Origin of the sequence: Plantactinospora soyae, assembly GCF_014874095.1 — a bacterium.
GTDB lineage: Bacteria > Actinomycetota > Actinomycetes > Mycobacteriales > Micromonosporaceae > Plantactinospora > Plantactinospora soyae.
Genome location: NZ_JADBEB010000001.1, coordinates 1,293,189 through 1,311,819 on the forward strand (window position 1 = coordinate 1,293,189; position 18,631 = coordinate 1,311,819).

The 18,631-nt window shown below is 72.0% G+C and carries 13 protein-coding genes; 3 read left to right on the forward strand and 10 right to left on the reverse strand.

The window, feature by feature from the left end; all coding sequences use genetic code 11:
• Window positions 1-12 precede the first annotated feature (12 nt).
• Window positions 13-4,005, reverse strand: a complete 3,993-nt coding sequence (gene eccCa / locus H4W31_RS05780) for a type VII secretion protein EccCa (RefSeq protein ID WP_192765704.1) — start codon at window positions 4,003-4,005, stop codon at window positions 13-15.
• A gap of 103 nt (window positions 4,006-4,108) precedes the next feature.
• Between eccCa and H4W31_RS05785 the strand changes: the two genes are divergently transcribed.
• From H4W31_RS05785 to eccD, 3 genes are read left to right on the forward strand one after another with little or no spacing between them, the layout of a single operon-like run.
• Complete coding sequence (locus tag H4W31_RS05785; protein ID WP_192765705.1) at window positions 4,109-4,705, forward strand: WXG100 family type VII secretion target; 597 nt, start codon at window positions 4,109-4,111, stop codon at window positions 4,703-4,705.
• A 17-nt stretch (window positions 4,706-4,722) separates the two neighbouring features.
• Window positions 4,723-5,070 (forward strand): YbaB/EbfC family nucleoid-associated protein, encoded by a 348-nt coding sequence (locus H4W31_RS05790; RefSeq protein WP_192765706.1) that lies wholly within the window; start codon window positions 4,723-4,725, stop codon window positions 5,068-5,070.
• Window positions 5,067-6,470 carry a type VII secretion integral membrane protein EccD gene (gene eccD / locus H4W31_RS05795; protein ID WP_318783039.1) on the forward strand — a complete coding sequence of 468 codons (1,404 nt, stop codon included), beginning with the start codon at window positions 5,067-5,069 and terminating at the stop codon, window positions 6,468-6,470. Before H4W31_RS05790 ends, eccD begins: the two co-directional genes overlap by 4 nt.
• On the opposite strand, the gene H4W31_RS05800 is transcribed toward eccD, so the two are convergent.
• The 9 genes from H4W31_RS05800 to H4W31_RS05840 all read right to left on the reverse strand — a co-directional run bounded on the left by H4W31_RS05800 (window position 6,440) and on the right by H4W31_RS05840 (window position 18,230).
• The gene (locus H4W31_RS05800) at window positions 6,440-7,588 is read right to left on the reverse strand and encodes a glycosyltransferase family 9 protein (protein WP_192765707.1); all 1,149 of its coding nucleotides are present in this window, start codon (window positions 7,586-7,588) and stop codon (window positions 6,440-6,442) included. The two genes, eccD and H4W31_RS05800, sit on opposite strands and share 31 nt — an antisense overlap.
• A gap of 21 nt (window positions 7,589-7,609) precedes the next feature.
• Complete coding sequence (locus H4W31_RS05805) at window positions 7,610-8,188, reverse strand: Hsp20/alpha crystallin family protein (RefSeq protein WP_192765708.1); 579 nt, start codon at window positions 8,186-8,188, stop codon at window positions 7,610-7,612.
• A 126-nt stretch (window positions 8,189-8,314) separates the two neighbouring features.
• A complete protein-coding gene (locus tag H4W31_RS05810; protein WP_192771871.1) occupies window positions 8,315-8,821 on the reverse strand; it encodes a DUF2231 domain-containing protein in 507 nt (168 codons plus the stop codon).
• A 235-nt stretch (window positions 8,822-9,056) separates the two neighbouring features.
• Entirely contained in the window at window positions 9,057-10,256 is a 1,200-nt protein-coding gene (locus H4W31_RS05815; RefSeq protein WP_192765709.1) for a hypothetical protein, read from the reverse strand.
• Entirely contained in the window at window positions 10,253-10,795 is a 543-nt protein-coding gene (locus tag H4W31_RS05820) for a sigma-70 family RNA polymerase sigma factor (protein ID WP_192765710.1), read from the reverse strand. The genes H4W31_RS05815 and H4W31_RS05820 overlap by 4 nt, the downstream gene beginning before the upstream one ends.
• 344 nt (window positions 10,796-11,139) lie before the next feature.
• Entirely contained in the window at window positions 11,140-14,121 is a 2,982-nt protein-coding gene (locus tag H4W31_RS05825; RefSeq protein WP_192765711.1) for a glycine--tRNA ligase, read from the reverse strand.
• 147 nt (window positions 14,122-14,268) lie between these two features.
• On the reverse strand, window positions 14,269-15,339 hold the full coding sequence (locus H4W31_RS05830; RefSeq protein WP_192765712.1) for a glycosyltransferase: 1,071 nt from the start codon (window positions 15,337-15,339) through the stop codon (window positions 14,269-14,271).
• Window positions 15,336-16,490 (reverse strand): 3-dehydroquinate synthase family protein, encoded by a 1,155-nt coding sequence (locus H4W31_RS05835; protein ID WP_192765713.1) that lies wholly within the window; start codon window positions 16,488-16,490, stop codon window positions 15,336-15,338. The genes H4W31_RS05830 and H4W31_RS05835 overlap by 4 nt, the downstream gene beginning before the upstream one ends.
• Before the next feature lie 363 nt (window positions 16,491-16,853).
• Window positions 16,854-18,230 carry a condensation domain-containing protein gene (locus H4W31_RS05840; RefSeq protein WP_192765714.1) on the reverse strand — a complete coding sequence of 459 codons (1,377 nt, stop codon included), beginning with the start codon at window positions 18,228-18,230 and terminating at the stop codon, window positions 16,854-16,856.
• Window positions 18,231-18,631: the final 401 nt, after the last annotated feature.

An 18,631-nucleotide genomic window follows, 5' to 3' on the forward strand; every position in this document is an offset into this window, starting at 1 on the left:
TACCCACACCGGTCATTCGACCGGCGGCGTCCAGGCGACCTGGACCAGCATCGGACCGGTACGCCGACGTACCAGCGTGCCGCGCCCGGCCGGCTGCGGGCCGGACTTGACGTCGCCGATCAGCGCGCCCTCGTCCTTGCTGCCGGACATCACCAGCCCCGGCGAGCCGAGTTCCCGGATCCGCTGGAGTACCGGGTCGAACATCGCCCGGGCCGCACCGCCACTGCCCCGGGCGACCACCACGTGCAGGCCGATGTCCCGGGCGTGCGGCAGGTACTCCAGCAGCGGCTGCAACGGATGGGTGAGCTTTCCCGGCGTGGCGACCAGTTCGTAGTCGTCGATCAGCAGAAACAGCTCCCGGCCCTGCCACCAGTCCCGGCGGCGCAACTGTTCCGGGGTGATGTCCGGGCCGGGCAGCCGGTCCCGCATCGCCGTCGCCACCTGGCCGACCATGTCCAGCAGGGCCGGCTCGGAACTGGCGTACCCGAGCAGGTGTTCCGGGCCGACCAGGCCGAGCAGGCCACGCCGGTAGTCCGCGATGATGATCCGGGCCTCGGCGGGGGTGTAGCGGCGGGTGATGCCCTGCGCGATCGTCCGCAGCAGACCGCTCTTGCCGCTCTCGACGTCGGCGAAGGCCAGGAAGTGCGGTTCCGCGTCGAAATCGAGGCTGACCGGTCCGAGGTCGTCCTCGGCAATGCCGAGCGGAATCCCGCGCCCCGGGATGGCGAACTCCCCGGCGAGGCTGTCCAGCGGCACCATCCGGGGCAGCAGCCGTACCGGTGGGGCCGGCGGGCCGGGCCAGGCCGCGGCGACCCGGGTGACCAGGTCCGCCGCTCCCACGCCGAGGGTTCCGGGGTCCTGGTCACCGTCCATCCGGGAAAGTGCGCCCAACATCTGTAGCCGCTGTGCCGTGATCCCGCGCCCCGGGGCACCGGCCGGTACGTTGTGCGCGGCCCGCCGGTCGATCATCGAGTCGCCCGGATCGCCGAGCCGCAGCTCCACCCTGGTGCCGAGGCTGTCCCGCAACGGGGTCGGCACGTTCAGCCACCACGTCGTCGAGAGCAGCACGTGGATGCCGAAACCCAGCCCACGGGTGGCGATCCTGATGATGGCGTCCTCGAGGTAGTCGTACTCCTGGCGGATCGTGGCCCAGTCGTCGACGACGAGGAACACGTCACCGAACTCCCGCTCATCGGCGTCTGCCCCGGCGTTCGCCGTACGCCGCTGCCGGAAGGTGGCGACCGAGTCGATGCCCTGTTCGGCGAAGTACTGCTCCCGCTCGGCGAGCAGCGTGCCGACCTCGGCGACCACCCGACGGCACCGCTCGACGTCGCGCCGGACGGCGTGGCCGCTGACGTGCGGCAGTCCGGCCATCGGACCGAGCGCGCCGCCACCCATGTCGAGCAGGAAGAACTGCACCTCGCGCGGGGTGTGGGTGAGTGCGAGGGCGCCGACGACCCCGCGCAGGAAGGTGCTCTTGCCGCTCTGCGGGGCGCCGATCACCAGGACGCTGCCGGCCGCGCCGGTGAGATCGAACCACAGCTCCTCGCGGCGCTGCTCGAACGGCCGGTCCACCAGGCCCACCGGCACCACGAGCCCGCCGTTGCCGGTCCAGTCCCGGGGGCAGAGCCCGCGTTCCGGGTCGACCCCGAGCGGCGGCAGCAACTGGTCGAGGGTCGGCGGCTCGTCCAGCGGGGGCAGCCAGATCTGGTGCGCGGCCGGCCCCTTTCCGGTGAGCCGGGAGAGCATCGCCGTCATCGTCGTCTCGCCGGTGCCGACCGGTACCGGTGCGCCCGGGATCGGGACCGGCGGCGGAGGTGGCGGCGGGATCGCGGGTACGACCCGGGCCAGGGTGAACGGCAGCACCCGGCGGCCCGGCAACGCGATCGGCCCCGGGCCGGTGTCCCGGGGCGGCAACTCGCCCGAGACGTACGCGGCCTTGAGCCGCTGCAACGTGTCGGTGTCGGTCTTCAGGTACGCCGATCCCGGCACCGCCGGCAGTTGGTACGCGTCCGGCACCCCGAGCACCGCACGGCTCTCCGACGCGGAGAAGGTACGCAGCCCGATCCGGTACGACAGGTGCGCCTCCAGCCCGCGCAGCCGGCCCTCCTCCAGGCGCTGCGAGGCGAGCAGCAGGTGCACCGCGAGGCTGCGCCCGAGCCGGCCGATCTGCACGAACAGGTCGATGAACTCGGGGCGGCTGGAGAGCAGTTCGCTGAACTCGTCGATGATCACCAGCAGTGCGGGGAGCGGCGCCAGTTCGGCGCCGGTCTCGCGGGCCCGTTCGTAGTCCCGGACGGAGGCGAAGTTGCCGGCCGACCGGAGCAGTTCCTGCCGGCGTACCAGCTCGCCGTTGATCGCGTCCGCCATCCGGTCGACCAGCGCCAGGTCCTCGGAGAGGTTGGTGATCACCGCGCAGGTGTGCGGCAGTTCGGTCATCCCGGCGAACGTCGCGCCGCCCTTGAAGTCGATCAGCGCGAGGTTCAGCGTCTCCGAGGAGTGGGTGACGGCCAGGCCGCTGACCAGGGTGCGCAGCAGCTCGCTCTTTCCCGAGCCGGTCGCGCCGATCACCAGGCCGTGCGGCCCCATCCCGTCCTCCGCCGACTCCTTCAGGTCGAGTTCGACCGGTCGGCCCTGCGGATCGAGGCCGAGCGGCACGCGCAGCCGTTGCCGGGGGGAGCGGGGCTGCCAGGTGATCGCCGGGTCGGTGTCCCTCGGATCGCCGAGGCCGAGCAGCATGGCCAGGCCGAACGTGCTCGACAGCGGGGTCTCGGCGGCCGGGGCCGCGCTCCGGAACCTCGGGGCCAACCCCCTGGCCATGGCCTCGGCGGCGGCGGCGTCGAGCCGGTCCGGGGTGCCGAGGAAGCTCAGGCTGGTGGTCGCGGCCGAGTCGGCGAGCATGCCGAGCCGGTCGTCGGCCACGTGCAGGAACAGCACGTTCGGCACCGTCTCGGTCGGCGCCGTCTCGGCGATCTCGATGATGGTGACGCCGTGCAGGCCGGTCTCCGGGGCCAGCCGGGTGGCCCCGTGGGTACGGCCGGAGTCGACCACGACCACGAGGTGCGGTACGTCGAATCCCATGCCGGCGCGTCGGGTGAACGGCGGCCGGGTGCCGAGGTCGGCGCCGAACAGTTCGGCGAGGGCGTCGAGGTCGGACGCGACCAGCCGGACCGGCCCGACCGCGTCGCTGTGCACGGCGTGCTGCACGTGCGGGAGCCACTTGGCCCAGTCCCACTCGGCGGCGCGGTCCGGCGCCGGGCACAGCCCGATCCGGAGGTCGCCGGGCGAGTGGAAGGTGACGAGCTGGGCCAGCAGTGCGCGGACGAGACCGAGCACCCCGGCCCGGGGGCCGCTGATGCCGATCCGGGTGAACGCCCGCAGCGAGATCGCCACCGGCAGGTCCGGCACCGTCGAGTACGCCCGGATGAAGTGTCGCAGCGCGGTGGACGAGACCGGGTCGAGGTCCTCCAGCGGTGCGGTCTGCGGGGAGCGCAGCGGGGTGGCCAGCCGTTGCGGACCCATCCCGATCCGTACCTGGGCGAAGTCCGGGTCGGAGCGGCGCCGTTCCCACAGCCGGGGGCTGTCGGCGAAGGTCCAGAGGTCGGCCGGGTCCAGCTGGCCGAAGGTGCTCGCGGCGCGCTGCCGCTCGGCCACGTCGTGGACCTTCCGGCGCAGCCCGGCGAGGTAGCGCTGGTAGTCCCGGCGCTCCTCGTTGATTTTGGCCTTGGACGCCTGCCGGCCGCTCGCCAGCGCCATCACGATCATGCCGACCATCACCAGAACGAACAGCCCGCCGAACAGGTACGTCATCACGCCGCCGGCACGTCCGATGTAGACGAAGGACATGCCGCCCATGCCCAACATCATCGGCACCATGAAGAGCAGGTGCATCATCGCCTGGGCGTTGCCCTTCACCAGGCTGGGCGGCGACTCCAGGACGATCTCGCCGGACGGCGCCTGGGGCGCGGCGACGCGACGGACCCCCGGCAGCGACAGCTCGCTCATCACCGAAGTCTGCCGAACGCCCTCCACCGGCATGGTGGGTAATTTTGCCGTCCGCCACCCCGGCCGGGCGGACCTAGGCTTGCCGGGAACGAAAGGCGCGGCTATGAACACAGGTCAGGTGACGGCGATCATCCAAGCCGGGTTCTTGTTGCTGGCCGAGGCGACCAAGGACGTCACGGGGTCTCCCGGCGAGTTGCGGACGAGGGCGAACGAGTGTTCCCGGTGTGCCGAGGAGACCACGTCCACCGCGAACAGCATCCGAGAGACCATCGCCAGGCTGGGACAGACCTGGAACGGTCAGGCGTACGACAGGTGCAACCAGTCCTCGACGGACCTCACCCAGCAGCTGCTCAACATCCTGCGGCGCGACCTGGAGCAGGAGAGCCAGCGGCTGAACAGTGCCGCCACGGCGCTGACCCAGGCGAAGAGCGCCGTGGACCAGCAGAAGCAGAACTTCACGTCACAGGCGAACAGCATCATCCAGACGATGATGCAGGAGATCGCCAGGGCCAGGGCCCTGCCCTCGCCGGCGGACCGGATCATGATGATGCTGGCGATTCTCAAGGCCGTCCAGGCGGCGCTGTCCGCCAAGCAGAGCGCCCAGTCGGCGTCGGACACGACGAAGAACCAGCTCAGCGGCGTGTTGTCGACGCTGTTCAGCAGCACCGGCGCGGCCAACCAGCTGGTAGCAACCCGCTGATGAGCCCGGAGGTGCGGATGAGCGTCAGACCGGACGACGGTACCGAGATGCCGCCGGAGATCGCCGAGGCGATCGCGCAACTGGAGCACCAGCGACACGAGGCCGACCGGATCCGGCAGGCCGTCGACCAACTGGTCGTCAAGGGGGCGTCCCGGGGCAACGAGGTGGTCGCCACCGTACGGGGCACCGGCCGGATCACCGAGGTCTCGATCGAACCGGAGGTCCTGCGCCGCTACGACGCGTACGACATCGGTGTGCTCGTGACCGAGGCGGTCAACAACGCCCAGGACCGGCTCGCCAAGGCGACCGAGGCCCGGTTCGCGCCGTTGCTCGCGGCCGCCGACCGGCTCGTCTCCTCGGTGTGAGCGCGCCGTCCGCGGTGCCACCGAACGGGGCGGTCTCCGGGCTGCGCCGGGTCACCGTGGTCGCGCCGCGCGCCCGGATGGACGTCGGGCTGCCGGTGCAGTGCACCCTGGCCGAGCTGATCCCGCAACTGGTCCAGCTGGCCGGGGCGGCGACACAGCCCGGGCCGGAGGGCGCCGGCTGGGCGTTGTCCCGGATCGGTGGACCGCCGATCCCGCCCGGGTTGACCGTCGCCGCCGCGTCCCTGACCGACGGCGAGATCCTCCAGCTCAGCGCCCGCACTGGGTACGAGACGCCACCGCTGTACGACGACGTGGTGGACGCGATCGCCAGCGCCGCCCGGACCCGGCGGGGCGCCTGGCGGCCGAGGGTGGGACGGCGACTCGGCCTGGCCACGGCCTCGGTGCTGTTCACCGGTACGACGGCACTGGTGCTGGCCGGGCTGTCCGGGCAACCCCAGGCACCCGTCGCCGTCGGCGTGATCGCGGTGGCGCTGCTGCTCGCCGGCGGCGCCCTCGCCAGGGCGTACGGGGACGTGGCGGCGGCGAGCGCCTGCGCCGGTGCGGGACTGGTCGCCGCCGGACTCGCCGGGATCACCGCGTTGGCGCCGCACGAGGTATGGCCGGTCGGCTCCGGCTCGCTCGCCATCGGGCTCGGCGCGTTGACGCTGTACGCGGCGTTGACGGTGGCCGTCGTGCACCGGCATCCGTGGTTCGTCTCCGTACTCGTCGCCTCGGCGGCCGGCGCCCTGGTCACCGCGAGCGTGCTGCTCTTCGGCACGAGTGCGCCGAACGTCGCGGCGATCGGGGTCACCCTGCTGACCGGCGCCACCGCGCTCGCCCCGATGATCTCACTGCGCCTGGCCCGGCTGCCGCTGCCGAGCGTGCCGGAGGACATGGAGTCGTTCCGCGAGGACGAACGCCCGGCGCTCGGCTCGGAGGTGCTCGACGCGACGTCGGCGGCGGCCGGGCTGCTGACCGCGTTGGTCGCCGCGCTGGGCGTGGCGGTGGCCGGCTGCGCCGCCGTGGTGCTCGGCGAGGGTTCGGTGTGGTCGTCGATCCTGGTCGGGCTGGTCGGCGTCGCCTGGCTGCTGCGGTCCCGGTCCTACGCGGGGGCGGCGCAACGGGTCTGCATGGTCGTGGTCGGGCTGGTCGTGCTGGCCGGTCTGGGCTGGCGACTGCCGTCCGTGCTCGGCCCCAGTTGGCTGTTCGCCGTGGCGGTGGTGGTCGCGGCGGCCGGCGCGCTGTGCCTGGTCTACGCCGACCGGGTGGTCCGGAACATCCACTCGCCGTTCACCGGGCGCTGGCTGGACATCTGCGAATACCTCGTGCTGATCTCGCTGATCCCGGTCGCCGCGGCGATGGCCGGCGTCTACAACGCGGTACGGGACGCGGTCGGCTGACCTCCGTCTTCCACCCCGGGCGGCCGGGTCAGATCCGCCACCGCCTCCAGCACCTCCACCACCGGTACGTCGGTGACGAACGAGACCCGGTGTGGACAGGCCTCGCCGCCGCCCCGGGCCGGATAGAGCTCCCGGCTGCAGTCGACGCCGCAGACCGGGCAGTGCAGGGTCCAGGAGCCGATCGGCCGGTGCCGGCCCCGCAGCGGTACGGCGCAGTTGATCAGGTTGCCGACCCAGAAGATGCCCACCGTCGGGACGTCCAGTGCGGCGGCGACGTGCACCGGTCCGGTGTCGTTGGAGACCACCACCGCGCAGCCCGCGAAACAGCCGATCAGGCCGCCCAGCGTCAGCTCCCCGACCAGCGAGCGCACCGGAAGCCGGGCCGCCGCGACCACCCGCTCGGCGAGTTCGCGCTCGTCCGGCGTACCGGTGACCAGCACGTCGTACCCGTCGGCGACCAGCTGGTCGGCTACCTCGGCGAAGCGTTCGGCCGGCCAGCGTCGGCGCGGGTCGCTCGCACCGGGATGCAGCGCGATCCTCGGCCGGTCCGGTTCGCCGAGCACCGCCCGCGCCTCGGCCAGGTCCGCGTCGGTCGCGGCCAGCCGGGGCACCAGACCGGTCGGGCTGGCGCCCACCAGACCGGCGACCTCCTGGTAGCGGACGATCTCCGGCTGGTAGTAGACGTAGCGCAGCCAGCGGTCCAGCGGCGGGGCGTCCTCGGCCCGCAGCCCGGCGGTCACCCGGGCACCGAGCCCGGCGACGAGTGGATTGGAGTTCGCCCCACCGCCGTGCATCTGTAGGGCGATGTCGAACCGCTCCCGGCGGGCCGCGTCCAGGAACCGGCTCATCGACTCCGCCGATGGTGCCGGCTCGTCGGGTCCGGCGACCCGGATGCCGTGCGCGGGCGGCACCACCAGGACCCGGTCGACGGGTCCGGGCCGGTCCCGGAGCAGGCGCTCGTGCCAGGGCGCGCCGATCAGCACCAGTTCGGCGCCCGGATAGCTGGCCCGCAGCGCATCCAGGGCCGGCAGCGCGAAGATGAAGTCGCCGAGCGCGTTGGCCCGGAGTACGGCGATCCGCTCGACGTCACCGACCAGGTCGCGCACCTTGCCGATCATGAAGCGGGTACCCGGGGCCGGTCAGCCGGTGAACCGGGGCGCCGGAGTGCCCACGGCGGTGTCCGGGCGGTGCAGTTCCCGGTCGGCGGCCGGGTCGACGGCGGGCCGGGAGCCGGTCGTACCCCCAGAGCGCTGGCCCGGGTCGTAGCGTCGGGTGCCGATGGTGATGGTGCGGCGGCCGGGCCGGGCCGCCTTGCGCAGCGTGACGGTGAGGAGTCCGTGGTCCATCACGGCGTCGATCCGGTCCGGGTCAACCGGCGCGGGCAGCTGCACCCGGTGCTCGAACGAGCGGGTCTGGGTTCCGCTGCCCGCCATTCCGTGATCCGCGTTCACCTCGGCCTCGGACCGGGCCCGGACACACAGCTCGCGGTCGTCGAGTTCGAGTGCCACCTCCTCGGGGGCGACCCCGGGCAGCCGCGCGATCACGGTCCAGCCGTCGTCGGCCTGGTGCAGCTCGATGTCGGGCGAACTGCCCCGGCCACCCACCGCGGAGCCCACCAGCCGGCGCAGCTCCGCTCGCAGCGCCTGCAACTCGCCGAACGGATCCCAGCCCCGATCTGCTCCGCCACGGTCTCCCCCGCCACGTCCTGGCTCACCCATGGCTCCGCGTTCCCTCCTGTCGTACGGTGACCGCCTGTCGGCGGTCCGGCGCGTTCGGTCGCGTCCCGGACCACGGCACCGCCAGATCCCTTCCGGCGCCGGTCCGGGACGTCGTCGTCCGTTCCGTCAACGAATGTCGCCCAGCTGGCGGTCGGCGGCCCTGGGGCGGAGCGAGCTGGAGGCGTTGAGGTCGGCGTCCGGGTCCACCCCGACGCCCAGCCGGTCCACCAGTTCCCCGCCGAGCCAGGCACCGAGCGCGGCGCCGGCGATCGCGACCACCTCGATCGCGACCAGTGCGCCGCCGGCGGCCCGGTCGTCGGCGGCCATCCGGACCGCCCAGATCGCGGCGAAGAGCAGCAGCACGGCGATGTTGGTCGCGGCGTGCGCGACACCGACCCGCTTGGCCCGGGTCCCGGACGGAATGGCCAGCAGGTCCACCGCGCCGGCCACCACCGCCAGTACCCCGCCGATCAGGCCGACCAGGATGTTCCAGTACGCCAGCTCGCCCAGGAAGCCAGGTCCGCCGGCGACGTCGATGACGTCGAAGATCACCGCGGCCACGAAGAGGGCGATCGGGAACATCACCAGCATCGGATGTACCGGGTGTCCCAGTACCTTGATCCGGCTCTCCATCATGGTCGCCTCCCGGGCTGAGCGCTCTTCGACGCTGCTGGGTGCAGTACCCGAATTGTCCGGCCTCAAACCTCCATCCGGGGCCTCGACACGGCCGGCTACCTCGTACGGCGACCACGTTCCCGGTTTCCGTCCCCCGCCCATTCGAGCAGGACGGCCCCGCCCATTCGAGCAGGACGGCCGACGGGCCCGCCGGCGATGCCGACGGGCCCGTGACGGCGGGTGTCCGGACGGGTCAGCCGGTCGTCAACCCGGGCTGCCACTCGGCCTTCTCGCCGGCCAGCCGGAGCTTCTCGAACACCCCCTTGGTGCCCTGCTTGTCGAGCACCCCGTGGTGCGCGTCGATCCCGATCGTCAGCCCCATCGCGTCGTAGACGGTCAACAACTCGGAACCCGGCGCCCCCGCATTCGGGACGAAGTACGCCGAGTGCCCGTCGATGGTGGTGTTCGGCGCCGGAGGCAGCTTGGCGGTCGGATCGGCGCGCTCCTCGTCCCGAATCACCCGGTACGGCAAGAGCTCGATCCGCAGTGCCTCGCCCCGGCGTACGGCGTCCTCGGTGGTGGCGGGATCGGCGTAGTCGATGCCGGCGAACCAGCCCTCCGAGTCGACCAGCGGCTCGGTGAGGGTGATCCGGACCGGTCGCAGCTCCTTCGGCACCGCCGGTTGGACCGGAATCGGCAGCGGCACCGACTCGGTGACGCTGAGCTTCAGTGCCTGGGCCACCCGCAGGGCGACGTCCTGGACGTCCAGCCCGCTGCTCCAGGACGAGACCCGGATCTCGGCCCAGCCGGTCGGCGCGTACTCCCAGCGCAGGAACACCTCGTCGGTCGGCGCCCCCGGATAGCGGACGAAGCTGGCGGTACCGCCCCGTACCGGCGGCGCGGGCACCGACTCGGTGAGCGTGACCGGTTCGCCACTGTCCCGTTGTGGCGCGGCCGGGGCCACCCCCTTGGGATAGAGCCGCAGCGACACCCCCTGCCAGTGGTCGGGTGTCGGGCCGGGAAGTTGGGCGCCGAGAAGGACGCCGGAACCGTGCTGCAGCAGGCCCGCGTGGTAACTCACCGAGCCCAGGCCCGACGGCAGCCAGCCGAAGCGCGCATACAGGATGCTCGGGTCGACGGTCTCCAGCGCGGCCGGGATCCTGGACGGATCGGCCGGCGGCACCTCGCCGGTGAACGGCGCCAACGGTTGGTCGCCGGGGGCGAGCAGGCCCTGGCCCGTCGCCGTGGTGGGTCCGCCCTTCACCAGGCCGGGCACCGTCGCGACGCCGACGACCAGCGCGACCACTGCCAGGGCCACCCCGGCACCCTGGCGGTACCGCCGCTGCCGGCGGCCGCCGCGCATCGCCCGGTCGATGTCCAGCCGGGTCGACGGCCCCTCGGCCGAGTCGACCTCCGCGCGCATCAGGCGCGCCACTTCCGCTTCCTCGATCATGATCGTCTCCCCGTGGTCAACGCGTCGGTCTCCGCCGGAGCGAGCAGGCGACGCAGCGTCGCCAGCCCCTTGGCGGTCTGGCTCTTGACCGTGCCCGGCGCGCAGTTCAGCACCTGCGCCGTCTCCTCCACCGTCAGGTCCTGGAAGAACCGCAGCACCAGGACAGCCCGCTGGCGGGGCGCGACCTGGCGCAACGCCGCCACCAGGTCCAGCCGGTCGGCCGGATCCGGCTCGGCGGGTGCCGGACGGTCCGGTAGCAGATCGGTGAGGCGTACCCGGGCCCAGCCCCGCCGCCGGTCGTCGATCAGCCGCCGCAGCAGCATCGTCCGGACCAGGGCGTTCAGGTTGTCGGCACGGCGGGCACGCGGCCAGTTGCGGTACAGCTCGGTCAGCACCCGCTGCACGATGTCGTCGCCGGAGTCCCAGTTGCCACACATCAGGTACGCCGTCCGGCGCCACTGCGCCAGCCCGCCCCGGACGTACTCGGTGTATTCGGCGTCGACCGCCACCCGATCGGCGGCCCGCCAGTTCAGTGACATCCTCGCATCCACCCCACTGGTAATCGCCCGCACACTCGCCCACCCGACCCTTCGTCTTCGCGGCATCCGCTACACCGCTAAGTCGTGGTCGGACCGGCAACCCGTTGCCCGGCACACCCACGATTCCGGCGCCGGGGTCCCGCTGGGGTGCCAGATCACCGTGGGACACCATAATCACGGCGGGTTCGGCGCACGGCGGCCAGCCGGAATCTCCGTAATCACGGCGATGGCTTCGGGAAGCGGTCCCGACACCGGAGGCGGCCGCACCGACCTCGGAGAAGGCGAAGCCCGGGTCGCCGACCCGGGCTTGGACACCGGGCCGGCAACCCTCGCGCGCCGGGGTCTCAGCCCCGCAGCTGGGACCAGTCCAGGAAGTCCGCGCCCAGGTCCCGGACGGAGCCGAGCAGACCGAGCCGGGCCGCCCGGACCTGCGGCTCGTCGGCCATCACGAACACCTCGTCGAAGAAGGCGTTGACCGGGGCCACCAGGCGGCCGGCGACGCGCCGGAACGTCTCCAGGTCGGCCTCCGGGTCCAGTTCGGAGCGGACCTGGGTGAAGGTCTCGTGCAGGCGGTGCTCGACCGGCTCCACGAGATCCTCGGGCCGGTAACCGGCGGGGTGGCCAGCGGGAACGATGCGGCTGCACCGGCCGATGGCCATCGCCAGAGCCCCGAAGTCCTCCTCGGCCACGGCGGCGGCGAGCTGCTTCAGCGTGCGGTCGGCGAGCCATGGCCGCCGGGCCCGGACGGCGACGGCGCGGGCCAGCTCGGTGGGGGTGCCCGCCTCGGTGAGGCTCTGTTCGTAGCGCCGGGTGATGAACTCGAGCACCTCGTCGAGCTTCTCCGTCGCGATCGCGACCGGCTGCTGGTCGGCCGCCAGGGCGAGGGCGGCACGGACGTCAAGGGCGGCCAGCGCGGGCTGGGAGCGCAGCACGGCGAGCGCACCGAGCACCGCCCGCCGGACCGCGAACGGGTCGCTGGATCCGGTGGGCAGGCCCGCCGTGGCGGCCAGGCCGACGATCAGGTCGAGCCGGTCAGCCAGGGAGAGCAGGGCCCCGGGCAGCGACGCCGGCAGGGCGTCGCCGGAGGCCCGAGGCATCTCCGCCTCGGCGATCGCGACGGCGACCCCTTCCGGTTCGCCGCCGTGCCGGGCGTAGTCCTCCGCCATGATGCCGGCCAGGCTGGTCAGCTCGGTGACGAGCTGCGAGCCCTGGTCGAACTTGACCAGGCCGGCCGCCCGCTCCAGGGTCTTGCGCTCGTCGTCGGTCATGGTGACCGGATCAGCCAGGCGAATGCCCAGCGCGCCGACCCGGGACGCCCGGTCCGCCATCGAGCCGAGTTCCTCGGTGAAGGTGAGGTTCTCCAGACGGTCACGCAGCTCGGGCAGCGGCACGCCCCGGTCCGCGCGGTAGAAGAACGCCGCATCCTCGTACCGGGCACGAAGTACCGCCTCGTTGCCGGCGCGGACCCGGTCGACGTCGACCGGGCCGTTGGCCACCGCGACGAACGAGGGCATCAGGCGGCCGTCGGCGTCCCGGACCGGCAGGTAACGCTGGTGTTTGCGCATCACCGTGGTGAGCACCGCCTCGGGCAGTTCCAGGTACCGCTCGGCGAACGCGCCCAGCAGCGGCCTCGGACGCTCGACGAGGTAGTTGATCTGGTCCAGCAGCCGCGACTCGCCGGCCAGGTCCACCGCGCCGCCGACTTCGGCGGCGAGTTCGGCGCACCGCTCGCCGATGAGCCGCCGGCGCTCGACCGGGTCCGCCACGATACCGGCGGTGGCCAGCACGTCCAGGTACTCCTCCGCGGTGGCGACGGGCACGACCGGCTGCTCACTCGTACGGAGCAGGTGGGTCTGCCGGCCGGCGGCGAGACCGGAGACCGTCATCGGCACCACGTCGGGGCCCCAGAGGGCCAGCAGCCAGCGGATCGGCCGGCTGAAGGTGAGGGACGGGTCGTTCCAGCGCATGTTCTTGGCCGACCGCAGGGTGCCGACCGCCCGGCCGGTGACCTCGCCCAGCACCTCCAGGGCGGATCGGCCCTGCTCCTGACGGGTGACCGCCAGGTACGTCACGCCGTCGATCTCCATTCGGCCCAGCGCGGAGACCTCAAGGCCCTGCGAGCGGGCGAAGCCCTTCGCGGCGCCGGTCGGTTCACCGCTCTTGTCGTACGCGGCGGCCAGCTTCGGCCCCTTCGCCGAGCGGGTGAAGTCCTCCTCCCGGGGGGCGACGTCGTCGACCACGACGACGAGCCGGCGCGGTGTCGCATACACCCGCGTCGTGCCGTGGGCGAGCCGGGTGGCGTCGAGCCGGGTCGCCACCTCACGGCCCAGCGCGGCGGCTGCGGCGGGCGCCTCGGCGGGCGGCAGTTCCTCGCAGCCGACCTCCAGCACGAGTTGGCGGGCCGAGGACGTCTCGGTCTGCACCGTCGCGACCGGGACGGCGGCGGTGACCGCCGGGGCGACGCCGAGCGGGTATCCGAGTTCCTCGCGGCGAGTGATCCAGAGCTCGGCGATGCGCCGGGAGAGCCGACGCATCCGCCCGAACTCGGTCGCCCGGTCGGCGGTGGAGACCGCGCCGCGCGCGTCCAGCACGTTGAACGCCTGGGAACTCTTGAGCAGGTAGACGTGTGCGGGTACGGGCAATCCGAGATCGAGCAGCCGGCTCGCCTCGGCCGTGTACAGCTCGAGGAGTGCGCGGTTGGTCTCGATATCGGCGTCGTCCAGGTAGTACCGGGACATCTCGTACTCGGCCTGACCGATCATCTCGCCGTAGCGGACGCCGGGCGCGTACTCGATGTCCTTGAACGAGGCCACACCCTGCAGGGCCATGATGATGCGCTCGATACCGTAGGTGATCTCCACCGCGGACTGGTCGAGGTTGATGCCACCGGCCTGCTGGAAGTAGGTGAACTGGGTGATCTCCAGACCGTCCAGCCAGACCTCCCAGCCCAGGCCCCACATGCCGAGCGCCGGAGAGGTCCAGTTGTCCTCGACGAAGCGCACGTCGTGGGCGGCGACGTCGATGCCGAGCGCGGTGAGGCTGTCCAGGTAGAGCTGCTGCGCGTCGCCCGGCTCCGGCTTGAGTACGACCTGGAACTGGGTGTGCGTCTGGAGACGGTTCGGGTTGTCGCCGTAACGGGAGTCGTCGGGACGTACCGACGGTTCCACGTACGCGACCCGCCAGCGCTCGGGACCGAGGGAACGCAGGAAGGTGGCCGCGTTCCAGGTGCCCGCCCCGACCTCCGTGTTCATCGGCTGGACAGTCAGGCAGCCCTGCCTCGCCCAGTACTCGGCGAGCCGTGCGAGCGCGTCTTGCATGGTCAACATCGAGCTACTCCGTCCGGCGACAACAGCCCCAGAGCCTATCCGTCACGCACCGGGAGCACGTTGTGCCGGTGGGAATTCCACATCCCTGGAACCGACGCCGGAGGTGCCGCCGGTGACTGGGGCGATCCGGCCGTGGTAGCGCACCGCTCAGCCCCCGTACCGCTTGGCGGGTTCGCGGTCCCAGACGAACGCGGGGTCGTCGGTCCAGCCGAAGCCGGTGAACAGCCGGTCGGGGCGGCCCAGCCGCCAGGCGGCGATGAACTCGCCGAGGTCGAAGCACCAGTCGAGCCCGGCGCAGCTGAGCGACTCGACCAGCGCCGGCAGCGTCGGGGCGTCGTCGCCGAGGCGCTCCTTCGTGTCGACGGCGAGCAGGACGGCGGCGACGGCGGGCAGGAGCAGCAGCCCCGCGCCGCCCGCCACGGGCGCGGTCGCGACCCCGACGAGGGCGGTCGCGGACAGGGTGCTGACCCGGTTGAGCTTCGGACGGCTGCGGTGCGGGTGGACGTCGAGAAGCCACTGGCCGGACTTGCCGTACGTGACCAGCCTCCGGCACACCGTGGCGAGGCTTTCGATGCTGCTCTTGTCGTGCACGACGACGGCCTCGGGGTCGCAGACGATGCCGTGCCCGGCCTCGGTGAGCCGCAGGCCGAGGTCGACGTCCTCACCGCCGACGACGGTCAGCGGCCGCTCGGCGAAGCCGCCGACGGACTCGAAGGCGTCGCGGCGCACGGCCAGGTTCGAGGTGGTCGCCCAGCCCACCCGGGTGGCCTGCGCGGGCCACTCGAACGCGGAGTTGAGCAGCTTGGAGCGGGCCATGATGCGGAACACGGTGTTCTCGGCGCCCTGCACGACGGTCGGGCCGGCGACAGCGCCGACGCCCGCGCCGGCGTCGCGCAGGGTCTTGGCGTGCCGCTGGAGCAGTTGCGGGGTTGCCAGGCAGTCCGAGTCGACGAACAGGACCAGGTCGTAGGCGGCGGCCCGGACGCCGTCGTTGCGCTTGGCGCCCACATGCTTCGGTCCGCGCAGGTACCGGGCCTGGAACGCGGCGCAGCTGTCCTGGTGGGCCTGGGCGTCGACGGGTTCGGAGTCGTCGACGACGAGGATCTCGACGGCTTCCTCGCACGCCGTTGCCGCCTCCCGCAGGCTCTCCAGCAGCCGGCGCAGCTGCGGCACCCGGCCCTTTACCGGGACGACTACGGACAGTCCGGTGTCGCTCATACGGCCTCCAGTGCGTTCATGGCGACCGTCTCGAAGGCGTCCATGACCGCAGGAATCGGGACGGCGACGAGCGGGGGCCCGCCGGCCGGGCCAGGCACGGCGCGGCCGATCGTGTCGAGCAGGACCATGAGCACCTCGCCGGGCGCACAGGGGCCGTACCCGCGCTTGTTGTCGGCGGCGAGTACGGCGCGGATCGCGTCGCGGTCGAGGCCGTCGAGGCGGGCGGCCGCGTCCGGCAGGTCGAGCAGGGACACGAGTCGGTGGTGGGCGGCGACGTCGTCGGTGGCGAGGCCGTGGCGGCGCCGGGCGACCTCGGCGGCGATGAGCATGCCCCAGGCGACGGCTTCGCCGTGGCGGATCTCACCGCCGCTGACGAACTCGATGGCATGACCGGCGGTGTGGCCGTACTCGAAGATGAGCGCACCTTCCCGCTCACGGGGATCGGCGGCGACGTACGGCGCCTTCGCCTCCACCCCGACCTCCAGCAGCGCGCGCAGCGCCGCCTGCGGGTCGAGCGTCAGCTCGTCGATCGCCCGGATCAGCTTGGTCTCCAGGCCGGGCGCGGCCACGAGGACGTTCTTGACCATCTCGGCGAGGCCGGTGAGCATGTCGTGCCGCGGCACCGTGGACAGCCACGCGAGGTCACAGGCGATGAGCGCGGGTACGAAGTAGGTGCCGACCAGGTTCTTGCCGGCGCTGAGGTTCACGCCCTGCTTGAGCGAGACCGTGGCGTCGAACGCCGCGACCGGCGTGGTCGGCAGGTGGACCAGGCGGGTGCCCCGGAACAGCAGCGCCGCGGCGAGTCCGGCGATGTTGCCGACGGTACCGCCGCCCATCGCCACCACCGCCGAACGGCGGGTCAGCCCGCGGGCCACCGCCGTCTCCAGCAGGTGCTGCACGACGGGCAGGACCTTGTGCCGCTCGGCCGCCTCGACCGGCACCAGCTCCACCCGCACCCGGCGGGCCAGCTCGGCGGCGACCGCGTCGGCGTGCCCGCGCACCCCGCTGTCGGCGGCGAACAGGATCGCGTCGACGTCGCCCAGCCGGTCGACGATCGCGCCGGCGAGCGCGGGCGCGCAGTCCATGCCATAGAGGTACGGCACCCTGGCCTCGCCGAAGGCGAGCCCCAGCTCCTCATACGGGGAGCGCATCGTGGTCCACCTTCCCGTTGGTCCGGCCCGGCAGCCGGTCGATTGCGTCACCCGCACGGCGCCGCGGCGACCGCGGACCCGGAGTGCCGTACCAGCCGAGGCGCGGCTGTCGCAGTGGTCAACAAGCGCCGTCGACGCGCTGCCCTGGCCCGTGCTACGACGACGTCGCAGCTGATGCAGTCCGGCGCTGACTGTGCGTGCTCTCGCATGGCCTCGGTCAGTCGACGGCTCACCGCCGCTGAGCTGGTGCAGGCGGCCAAGGAGCAGGACCGGTCGTTGACGGGCCCGAACGGGCTGCTTGTTCCGCGGGCCATCACGGGTACGCCAGGGAGCCAGTGGCAGGACACGTGCGACGGCACCGGCTTACATCTCCGCCACCCGTCGGCCGGGATCGTCCAAGAAGGCGGACAGCGTTCGCAGGTATCCGGAGACGATCTCCGCCACCGTCTCGACAGAGTAGAACCTGGGACTGTGAACGACGAAGCCGCCGCTTCCGTCGCTGTTCACCATCACCGCAGGGGCTCCACGCTTCATCCACACCGGGAGCCGAGCGGGCGCGTCCGCGCTCATGCTCCACGCCTGCTTGCCCGCCGGCGCCGCTTGGGGACTGTAATTGGCAGTCACCTTCTCGACCGCGAAGCCCGGGAACTCCGGATTCCGATCCGGCACGAGTTGCTGGAACCAGGCATCGTAGAGATGGAAGAAGGGCCAGGGCCTCTCGTCGCAGAATTTCGGGTTCGCCGCCGACGCGATCGTCTTGAAGGAGGCGACGTTCCGTACGGCCAGCCGAAACTCGTTGGCCACCTGCCGTACCGCCTCTCCCACCGTAGCGCCCGGCCGCACCTCGGCGCGGACATAGACGTTGTTGGTGAACTGGCCCACCAGGTACTGGCTTCCGGGAAGGTCCCGGCCCCCCGTGACGGTCCCTATGACCAGATCGTCATGCCCCGTCCTCAGGGCCAGTGAGACGGCATACGCACCGAGCAACGCGGCGAACGGCGCGATCCGCGCCCTCAGGGCTACCGCCGGTAGGACCTCGACCATCCTCTGTGGGAACTCGAATGGATACATGGCTTCATGGGTCAGCGCCGTTTCCGCACCCGAGCCGGTGACCGGAAAGATGAGCCGCGCGTCCCTGCCGGAGAGCCGGGAGCGCCAGTACTCCTCTTTGCCGCCCTGCCCGGACTGTCCCGCGGCCTGCTCCCGCGCCAGGTCGACAAAGCCCACCGAAAGCTCGGGCGGTGCTTGTTTGCGGCCCGCTCGGTGCAGGTATGCCTCCCGTATGTCGCCGAGGAGCACGCCGAGCGACGCGCCATCCGCGATGGCGTGCGAGAGGTTGACGGTGAGGATGTACGTCGAATCCGCGATGCGAACGAGGACGACACTCCACAGCGGACCGACGACGAAGTCGAACAGCCGGTAGCGCTCGTCATTTATCAGCTGCCAGACGTGCAGGCGCTGTTCCTCACCGCTGAGGTCGCGGACGTCCACGCTGGTGAACGGCACTTCGGCGCCGCTCGCCAGATACATTTTCGGGTTGCGGCTCAGGTCGGCAAAGCGTAACCGCAGGGCATCCTGCCGCCAGGCCGCGTCGGTCACGGCACTCGCCAGAGCCGCAACGTCGAGGTCCCCCTCGATCCGAAACGACTCCATGAGGTTGATCCGCGCGTCCGCCGGATTGTCAGGAGAAAAGTAGGACATGTATTCCCACAGCGTCTCCTGGCTCGGGGCCAACGACATCCCGATCCCCGGGGCCGTCATTGACCGCCCCGGACGGGAACGACAAGTGGGCCGGCCGCAGGCACGCGTTCGCTGTCCGCGATGCCTTGAGTCAAGGCCATCCTCCCTGGCTCGGCCGCCGTCTGTCACCCAGTCGCTCTGACACGACGATCCGGGGATCGGCTCGGTTAAAGCGGTCTCAAGGGACAGCAGCTGAACGCGGCGCGCTACGCGGTACAGCTGATCTGATCTAGCCGAAATCGTAACTGATCGTTGTCTAAGTGACCAGAGCGACCGAGGCGAAGCCCGAAGCTCAGCCACGTGTACGGCAGCGTCCTCGACTGCCCGGGACACCGGCCCCGTGTACCGGTCCGCCGTTGTCGGGACCGGCCGGTGCGCGACGGGTCCCCGGCTTCGGACAG